Below are 8228 nucleotides of genomic sequence, written 5' to 3'. Positions count from 1 at the left end.
GCGCGGGTGGGTTCGCGGGGTTCGGGTTGGAGGTGCGCGACTTCGCGTTGGGGTTCTGGCGTGGAGCACGCGCGGCGTTCCACGTGGAACAACCATGGTTCGAACCGCGGTGTTGCAAGCAGCGCCCACCGGGATGTTCCAGCCATGGACCTGAGCCGCGTGTTCGGCGTGCCGTTACGAACGTGACGCCGATGATGAGCGCCGCCGTTCCTGGCCACATCGATGCGGTCTGAAGACACGCTTTTGAGGACGCGGTGATTCGGTGGATGCGCCAGCACCGACGTCACATGGGGCGTACGCGTTCGTGGTGCGCTTGAGGTCCGGTGATGAACCGCTTCTCATGATGCGACCCTGGCCCACGGCGGTTGTTCCACGTGGAACATGCCCTTCGTTGGGATGCCTCAAGGCATGGAGCTGATGCTGGATCCGTTATCTCCAAGCCGTGGCCCGAAGCAGCCCTGGCTGTTGAAGCCCAACCCCAAGGAGGCTCCCGTCGTCGCGCATGTTCCACGTGGAACACGCATCCCATCCCCCGGTCCTCGCGCCCCTTCCCCACGCAGGCTGATCACTTCGTTGTGAGGCCGCGTGGAAGAGGCCTCGCACGGGCACCCTTTCAGGCCCGTCACTGAAGCGGTCTTCCATCTGCCTTGCGGAGACCCCGGGCTTCTTGGCCTACGCGTCGTCCTTCTTCAGGACCTCCACAGGACAGGTGTTCCACGTGGAACATGCGCATCGTCTTTCAGCCTGGGGAGGGAGCACCCCTACCGGGGAGTCGGCCCACCGCCTGGGATGTTCCACGTGGAACAACGACTGGCCGGGGCTCATCCGTGGCGGCATTGAAAGCGGTCACGACCTCCGCCCCGTGTTCCACGTGGAACACCGCCCTTCACCCGTGCCGCCCCCCATCGGCTCTCACCCTCCCCTTTCCTCCACGCGCCCATGCACCTCCGCTCCTCCGGGTTCCCCTTGTTCGTCGCCTTCGCCCTGTTGGGCGGTGGTCCTGCCTTGAGCGCGGAGGCTCCGCCCACGGTCACTCCGTTCAAGTTCGCCTGGCCCGTGCCTTCGCGCGTGGGCATCACGGAGCGGGTCGTCAGCGAACGTGAAACCGTCACGCTGAAGTACGACGCCGTGCTCACCGCGCGAAAAGCAGGCACGGGTTTCGAGCTCCAGTTCGAGCACCTTCAGCAGGTCGAACCGGATGCCCGGAAAGGCGCGACCGGGCCGAAGGGATGTGGAACGCCTGGGTGGAGACGTGGAGCGGTGTGGCGCTGGCGTCCGGACAGGAGCGCACGCAGACCATGCGGATCCGCCACCCCAATGGTCCGCTCGAACAGCGGTCCACGCTTCGCCACCGGGGCGCGGTCCCGGGCACACCCGGCGCGGTCCGCTTGGAATGGGAGACAGCGCTGGAGGGCGCGTCCTACCGCCAGGTCGTCGCGCGGAGCCGGGAGCTGCGGTGCAACACGGCGCTGGTCCGCAACGCGTCCGACCCGTGTGCCACGGAGGTCCTCGAGTCCGCGAGCAGCGTCACCACCGTGGAGCTGCTCACCGAACCGGACACCCTGCGCCCCCTGTCCGTCCGCACCGTGCGGACCGAAGCGTTCACCGTGAAGGGGCAGCCCCCGGTCCTGCAGCGTGAAGCGCGGTCCTTTGATTTCGAGTGGCCCCGGAAGGCGAAGCGGACGACGCCCCGCTGACTCCGCCGTGTGATGCGCCACCCGCGGGGGCGCGGATCCTGGTGGTGCGGGACATGGGATGAAGGGACGCTCTTTTCGCGGAGGCCACCCGCCGTCAGGTTGTGGCCATGACCTCGAAACAAGAACCCCTGCATTCTGGTTACGGCGCGCGGACGACGGCGCGCGAAGTGATGGGCAGCCGCCGGCTCGATGGCGTCATCGCCGTGGTGACGGGTGGCTACGCGGGCATCGGGTTGGAGACCACGCGCGTGCTCTCCGCCGCCGGTGCGACCGTCATCGTTCCCGCGCGCACGCCCGACAAGGCTCGCGCGGCGCTCGCGGGCATGGAGCGCGTGGAGCTGGAACACCTGGACCTCGCCGCCCCGGCCACGGTGGATGCCTTCGCCGAGCGCTTCCTCGCGTCCGGCCGTCCCCTGCACCTGCTCATCAACAACGCCGGCATCATGGCGACGCCGCTCGTGCGGGATGCCCGGGGGTTCGAGTCCCAGCTCGCCACCAACCACCTGGGCCACTTCCAGCTCACCGCGCGACTCTGGCCCGCGTTGCGACAGGCGAACGGCGCGCGCGTGGTCGCCCTTTCTTCCCGGGGCCACCGCCGCGCGCCCATGGACTTCGAGGACCCGAACTTCGAACGGCGCCCCTACGACAAGTGGGCCGCGTACGGTCAGTCGAAGACGGCGAACATCCTCTTCGCGCTGGCGCTCGATGCTCGCGGTGAGGCCCACCGCATCCGCGCGTTCTCCGTCCACCCCGGGCCCATCCTCACGGAGTTGATGCGGTCCATGTCGGAAGAGGAGGTCCGCGCCGCCATCGAATCCTCGAACACGGTGTCGCCCCTCAAGACGACCGAACAGGGCGCGGCGACGAGCATCTGGTGCGCGACGAGCCCCCAACTCGACGGCCTGGGCGGCGTGTACTGCGACGACTGCGACATCGCGGAGGTCGTGGGCGCGGACTCCCCCGTGCCCCGGGGCGTGATGCCGTGGGCGGTGGACATGAGCCTGGCCGAACGGCTGTGGACGGCGAGCGAGGCGTGGACCGGCGCGAGGCTCAGCAGGTAGCACGGGGGAACAACTTCCGCGCGCGCTCCAGGCTCTCCCCGGGACGGGGCGAGTAGAGCGAGACGCGGAGCACGTGACCGTCCGGATCCGCGTGCGCGAGCGTGACGTGTTCGAACTCCATGGCGCCCACGTCGGGGTGGATGAGCACCTTCACCCCTTCGGGGATTTCGACCACGTCATGCTCGCTCCAGAAGCGCGCGAACTCCGGGCTGACCTCCGCGAGCGCGTGGGTCAACGCATCGAACTCCGTCCGGTCCGCGGCGCGTGCGGCATCAAGCCGGAAGCCCGCCACGGCCCGGCGCGCATCGGCTTCCCAACCCGGCATACGGGCGCGCCGCTCCGGATTCATGAACAGCGCCCACAGGCCGTTGCGCTGCTCGGCGGGCATGAGGGCCAGGTCTCCGTAGAGGATGGCCGCCGCTTCATTCCAGGCGAGCACGTCCCAACGTCGGTTCGAAACCAACGCGGGAAAGGGATGCGCGTCGAGGATCCGCCGGAGCGTGTCGCTGACCACGACGGGCGAAAGCTCCGGACGCGCCGCCGGTCGTCCATGTGCGAGGTCGAAGAGGTGCGCGCGCTCCGTCGGCGTCAGGCGCAGCGCCCGCGCGAGGCGTTCGAGCAACGGCTCCGACACGTGGATGTCGCGTCCCTGCTCGAGCCACGTGTACCAACTCACGCCGACGTCCGCGAGGCGGGCCACCTCTTCGCGACGCAGGCCCGGCGTGCGCCGCCGAGCACCGGTCGGAAGGCCCACCTCCTCCGGATGAACCCGCGCACGTCGGCTGCGAAGGAACCGCGCGAGTTCATCGCGCCGAGGCATGCGTGGCGTACCCGTCGTCACGCCGCCGCACGTTAGGCGAACCTCGCGCGCGATACCGGCTCGTTTCCTCCGCGCCCCCGTCGCGAGCGCACGGATCCAGGTCGCCGGAACATGGGAGGAAGAAACGCGAACGGCCTCGAACGTCGGGCACGACACCGGCCCGTTTCCTCCGCGCCCACCCGGCGAACTCAGGCCGCCAGCTCGCCGGGTTGCCGGAACACGGGAGGAAGAAACGCGAACGGTCCTGAACCTCGAGCGCGACACCGGCCCGTCTCCTCTGCGTCCCACCGCGAGCGCAGGCCGCCAGAACGTAGGACCCGGAAACGAGAACGGCTCCGGTGAGGAAAGCTCCGGGGCTGCGGTGCTGATCAAGGCCTTGAGCGAAGTGCGCGCTCCCCTGCCCTTCGTAGGCAGAAACGCGAACGGCCCCGGAGGTGACGCTCCGGGCTGCGGTGCTGATCAAGGCCTTGAGCGAAGTGCGCGCTCCCCTGCCCTTCGTAGGCAGAAACGCGAACGGCCCCGAAGGTGACGCTCCGGGCTGCGGTTTAGACCCACGCCTTGCGCGAAATACTCGCTCCCCTCCCCTTTCGTGGGCGAAGCGCAAACGGCCTGGAGCGGGTGTTCCGGGGCCTCGGTGCTGATCAACGCCCTGCGCGAACCGAGCGCTCTCCTACCTCTCGTGGCAGAAACACCAACAGCCCCGGAGAGGAGGTTCCGGGCTGCGGTTCTGATCAACGTCTCGCGCAAAGTGAGCGCCGCGACCTGCTCAGCACGAGCTGGGATTCCGGGGCCGTTGTGCGGGCTCAACCCCACACGAAGTCCTCGCTCCCCTACCCCTCGCGGGCAGAAACACGAACGGCCCAGGAATTGGAGTTCCGGGGCCGCGGTGCTGATCAACACCTCGCGCGAACTGCGCGCCCTACTCCTCGCGGGCAGAAATACGAACGGCCCCGGAACAGGAGTCCCGGGGCCGCGGTGCTGATCAACACCTCGCGCGAACTGCTCGCTCCCCTACCCCTTCGCGAACACCGCGACCTGTCGCTCCGCCCCGGAGAACGGCAGCCGGTAGGACCGCGCGGACACGACGCGCAGGTTCCGCTCCGCCGCGCGCGCTTGCAGCTCCGCGTCCGGCTGCGCCTTGCCGAGCATCGCCACCACGCGCCCACCCTCCTCCACGTACGCGGGCGCCAGCCCCAGCCAGTCCGGCAGGTCCATGAACGCCCGCGCGATGAGCACCTGCGCGCGCGGAATCCCTTCCGTCTCCGGCTTGCCCTCCGCGCGCGCGTGCAGACCCCGCACACCCGTGAGCCCCAGACTCGCCGCCGCCGCCTTGATGAACGCGACCTTCTTGCCCACCGCGTCCACCAACGTCACGCCCAGCGTGGGCATCACCAGCTTCAACGGCAGTCCCGGGAAGCCCGCGCCCGCGCCCAGGTCCAGCAGCGTCGTCGCGCCCGTCACCTCCGGCAGCACCGCCAACGAATCCAGGAAGTGCTTCTCCAGCACCTCCTCCGGCGCGGTGATGGCCGTGAGGTTCACCTTCGCGTTCCACTTCAGCAGCTCCGCCATCAGGCGCTGCAGCCGGGGGCCCACGTCCTCGCCCACCGTCACGCCCAACGCACTGCATCCCGAGGCCAGCAGATCTGCGAACCGCGCGTTATCCACAACACCTCCACCACGAAGGGACCTTCAAGCCCCCGGAATTGCTCAGGGGACAGACATTCCCAGAATTGCCCACACCTTATCCACAGCCCTGTTCCTGATCACCCGCCGCCCCGTTTCCCCGCTTTAGCGCGACCAGCAGCAGCGACACCGCGGCCGGCGTGAGGCCCGGAATCCGGCGCGCCTGCCCCACCGTTCCGGGCCGGAGCGACGTCAGCTTCTCCACCGCCTCCGCGCTCAACCCCCGCACGTCGGTGAACCGGAACGCCTCCGGGATCCGCCACCGGTCGGACGCCTCCGCCTCGCGCGCCGCCGCCCGTTCCGCCTGGGCGATGTAGCCCTCGTACTTCACCTCGACCTCCACTTCCTCGGTGACGTCGGAGGACAGCGCGGGAAAGTCCTCGCGGCCCTCGGAGAGCTGCGCGTACGTCACCTCCGGACGCTTGAGCCGCAGGGACAGTCCGGTGCGCTTGAGCCGCGCCACCTCCCCCGCCACCGCGTGGGCCCGCGCTTCGGCCCGCTCCAGCGCCTCCTTCGGCAGCAGCCCCACCCGGTGCCCGTGCCGCGCGAGGCGCAGGTCCGCGTTGCCTTCGCGCAGCTTGAGCCGGTGCTCGGAGCGGCTGGTGAACATGCGGAACGGCTCATCCACGCCCCGGGTCACCAGGTCGTCCACGAGCACCGCGCCGTGGGCCTCGTCCCGGCCCACCGACAGCGCCGGTTCGCCCTTCACCTTCAGGGCCGCTTGAATCCCCGCCCACAGCCCCTGGAACGCGGCCTCTTCGTACCCGGAGGTGCCGTTGAGCTGCCCCGCGAAGTACAGGCCCGCGACGGCCTTCGTCTCCAGCGTGGAGTGCAGCTGCGTGGGCGGCGCGTAGTCGTACTCCACCGCGTAGCCGTAGCGGACCACCTCCACGCGGGCCAGCCCCGGGATGGTGCGAAGGAAGTCCAGCTGCACGTCCGCAGGCATGCTCGTGGACAGCCCCGCCGGGTACACCAGCGGCGACGTGGGGCCCTCCGGTTCGAGGAACACCTGGTGCCGTTCGCGCGCGGCGAAGCGCACCACCTTGTCCTCCAGCGACGGGCAGTACCGGGGCCCCCGCCCCACGATGTCCCCCTGGAACAGCGGAGAGCGGTGCAGGTTGTCGCGCAGCAGCTGGTGCGTCGCCTGCGTCGTCGCGGTGAGGCCACACATGACCGCGGGCTGGCGCGGGAACGGCAGCCCCCGCGAAAGCTCCACCTGCGTGCGCCAGGAGAGCGGACGCACCGCGGTGTCTCCGGGCTGCGGCGTCACGGCGTCCCAGTCGATGCTGTCGCGGGACAGGCGCGCGGGCGTCCCCGTCTTGAAGCGGCCCAGGGTGAAGCCCAGCGCGTGCAGCGACTCGGACAGGCCGCGAGCGGCGTCATCCCCCAGCCGGCCGCCGACCTCCTTCTGCTCGCCCACGTGCATGAGGGCGCGCAGGAAGGTGCCGGTGGTGAGGAGCACCGCGCGGGCGACGACCTGGGTCCCATCCCCCAGCACCACGCCCTTCACCCTCCCCTCCTCCGCGACGACGGAGGCCACTTCCCCCTCGAGCACCGTGAGGTTCGGCTCGGTGAAGAGCACCGCCTGCATCCCGGCGGCGTAGGCATCGCGGTCGCAGAGGACGCGGGTGGCCTGCACGGCGGGGCCCTTGGAGGGGTTGAGCGTCTTGAAGTGCGTGCCCGTGAGGTCCGCCACGCGGCCCATCTGCCCACCGAGCGCATCCAGCTCCCGCACCAGGTGGCCCTTCGCGGTGCCTCCCACGGCCGGGTTGCAGCTCATCACGGCGGCGCGTTCGCGCTTGAGCGTCACGCCCAGCGTGGACAGGCCCAGCCGCGCGCAGGCGAGCGCCGCCTCGCACCCGGCATGGCCCAGGCCCACCACGACGATGTCGTATCGGAGTTCCATCGGCTCGCGTGGGGTATCACGCCCAGGCGCGTCCATGGCAAGCCGGGGTGGAAGGCAGGCCGTCCGCCTGACGGTCCCCTCCCCTGCCCGGAAGCGGCCCCGGGGCCGGAAAAGACAGACATGCTCCCGGAAGGGAAGCAGCGCGAGGCGGACAGTGGGAGGGGTAACAACGACGCTGCCCGCCCCGCGCAAGACGGCATCCCTGGGATCTGCTTCAGGCACGAGTCCCCCGGTCTCGTGCCTTCACAGGGCGTCGCGCACACGGGGAGACGGGCCTGCCCGTGCGGTGAGGGCGCAGCGGGTGTCGGACTCGAACCTGCGAGGCCGGCCACCTTCCCGTGTGCGCGACACGGGAAGGTATAGCGAAGGGGTCTGACATCCCGGCTTCCAGGCCCCGAACTCCGAGCGTGGGAGCCGAAAGCCCGGGCCTCCGCTCAGCGCGTGGCCGGCGGCTTCGCGGTGGGGCAGTGCACGTTCTCCGGGCAGCGGCCCTCCGAGCGGGGGATGCACGCGCCGCAGCACTCCATCTCGTCCGGCTTGCACGCCGGCACGCACGGGCCGCACTGCACCAGGCCGCCGCAGCCGTCCTGCGCCGTCCCGCACCGCAGCCCCAGCGAGGAGCACGTCGAGCGCTGGCAGATGCAGCGGTCGTCCACGCAGGACTCATTGGGTTTGCACCCGGGCTTGCAGGTGCTGGTGGGGGCGCCGGACTCCTTCTTCGGCCCCGCGGGCACCGACGGCGCGACGCACCGGCCCTCGGAACAGGTGCCGGCCTCGCAGTCTCCACAGTCGATGAAGCCGCCACAGCCATCCGGCGTCCGGCCACACGAGACCATGGCCTGCGAGCAGGTCGCCGGCGCACAGCCGTCCAGCACCATGTTGTCGCGCGACACGCTCCCCGAGCCCCGCACCGCTTCGCCCCGGCCCGACGAGCACGCCGCCGACAGTCCCAGCACCACGAACAGCCCCGCCCACCGGCCCAGGCTCCGCACCGCTTCCATGTCGTCCACTCCTCGCTCCCGACGCGTGCGCGCCCGGGAGGCTTGAACGGGCGAGCCGCC

At 70.3% G+C, this 8228-nt stretch carries 6 protein-coding genes; 2 read left to right on the top strand and 4 right to left on the bottom strand.

The genetic code is table 11. From position 1 onward, the window contains the following. Positions 1–1244 precede the first annotated feature (1244 nt). Both D7X12_RS15940 and D7X12_RS15935 read left to right on the top strand, forming a co-directional pair. Complete coding sequence (locus D7X12_RS15940) at positions 1245–1697, top strand: hypothetical protein (protein WP_147443683.1); 453 nt, start codon at positions 1245–1247, stop codon at positions 1695–1697. 107 nt (positions 1698–1804) lie between these two features. After that, positions 1805–2758: an oxidoreductase gene (locus D7X12_RS15935; protein WP_120626122.1), complete on the top strand. Its 954-nt coding sequence runs from the start codon at positions 1805–1807 to the stop codon at positions 2756–2758. Here the strand turns inward: D7X12_RS15935 and D7X12_RS15930 are convergent. From D7X12_RS15930 to D7X12_RS15915, 4 genes are all read right to left on the bottom strand, one after another. Next, positions 2748–3578, bottom strand: a complete 831-nt coding sequence (locus D7X12_RS15930) for a helix-turn-helix transcriptional regulator (RefSeq protein WP_120626121.1) — start codon at positions 3576–3578, stop codon at positions 2748–2750. The genes D7X12_RS15935 and D7X12_RS15930 overlap by 11 nt on opposite strands. A gap of 1011 nt (positions 3579–4589) precedes the next feature. Next, positions 4590–5243 (bottom strand): 16S rRNA (guanine(527)-N(7))-methyltransferase RsmG, encoded by a 654-nt coding sequence (rsmG, locus tag D7X12_RS15925; RefSeq protein WP_120626120.1) that lies wholly within the window; start codon positions 5241–5243, stop codon positions 4590–4592. A gap of 76 nt (positions 5244–5319) precedes the next feature. Further along, positions 5320–7167, bottom strand: a complete 1848-nt coding sequence (mnmG, locus tag D7X12_RS15920; protein WP_120626119.1) for a tRNA uridine-5-carboxymethylaminomethyl(34) synthesis enzyme MnmG — start codon at positions 7165–7167, stop codon at positions 5320–5322. Between the two features lie 434 nt (positions 7168–7601). Further along, the gene (locus D7X12_RS15915) at positions 7602–8168 is read right to left on the bottom strand and encodes a hypothetical protein (RefSeq protein ID WP_120626118.1); all 567 of its coding nucleotides are present in this window, start codon (positions 8166–8168) and stop codon (positions 7602–7604) included. Positions 8169–8228 lie beyond the last annotated feature (60 nt).

Source organism: Corallococcus sicarius (assembly GCF_003611735.1).
Taxonomy (GTDB): Bacteria; Myxococcota; Myxococcia; order Myxococcales; family Myxococcaceae; genus Corallococcus; species Corallococcus sicarius.
Note: the sequence above shows the minus strand (reverse complement) of the source record. Positions and strands in the feature narration are given on the sequence as shown.

Excerpts from the sequence above, each read along its gene's own strand:
- D7X12_RS15935 (WP_120626122.1), top strand. The coding sequence starts at position 1,805 with ATGACCTCGAAACAAGAACCCCTGCATTCTGGTTACGGCGCGCGGACG.
- D7X12_RS15930 (WP_120626121.1), bottom strand. The coding sequence starts at position 3,578 with ATGCCTCGGCGCGATGAACTCGCGCGGTTCCTTCGCAGCCGACGTGCG.
- mnmG (WP_120626119.1), bottom strand. The coding sequence starts at position 7,167 with ATGGAACTCCGATACGACATCGTCGTGGTGGGCCTGGGCCATGCCGGG.
- D7X12_RS15915 (WP_120626118.1), bottom strand. The coding sequence starts at position 8,168 with ATGGAAGCGGTGCGGAGCCTGGGCCGGTGGGCGGGGCTGTTCGTGGTG.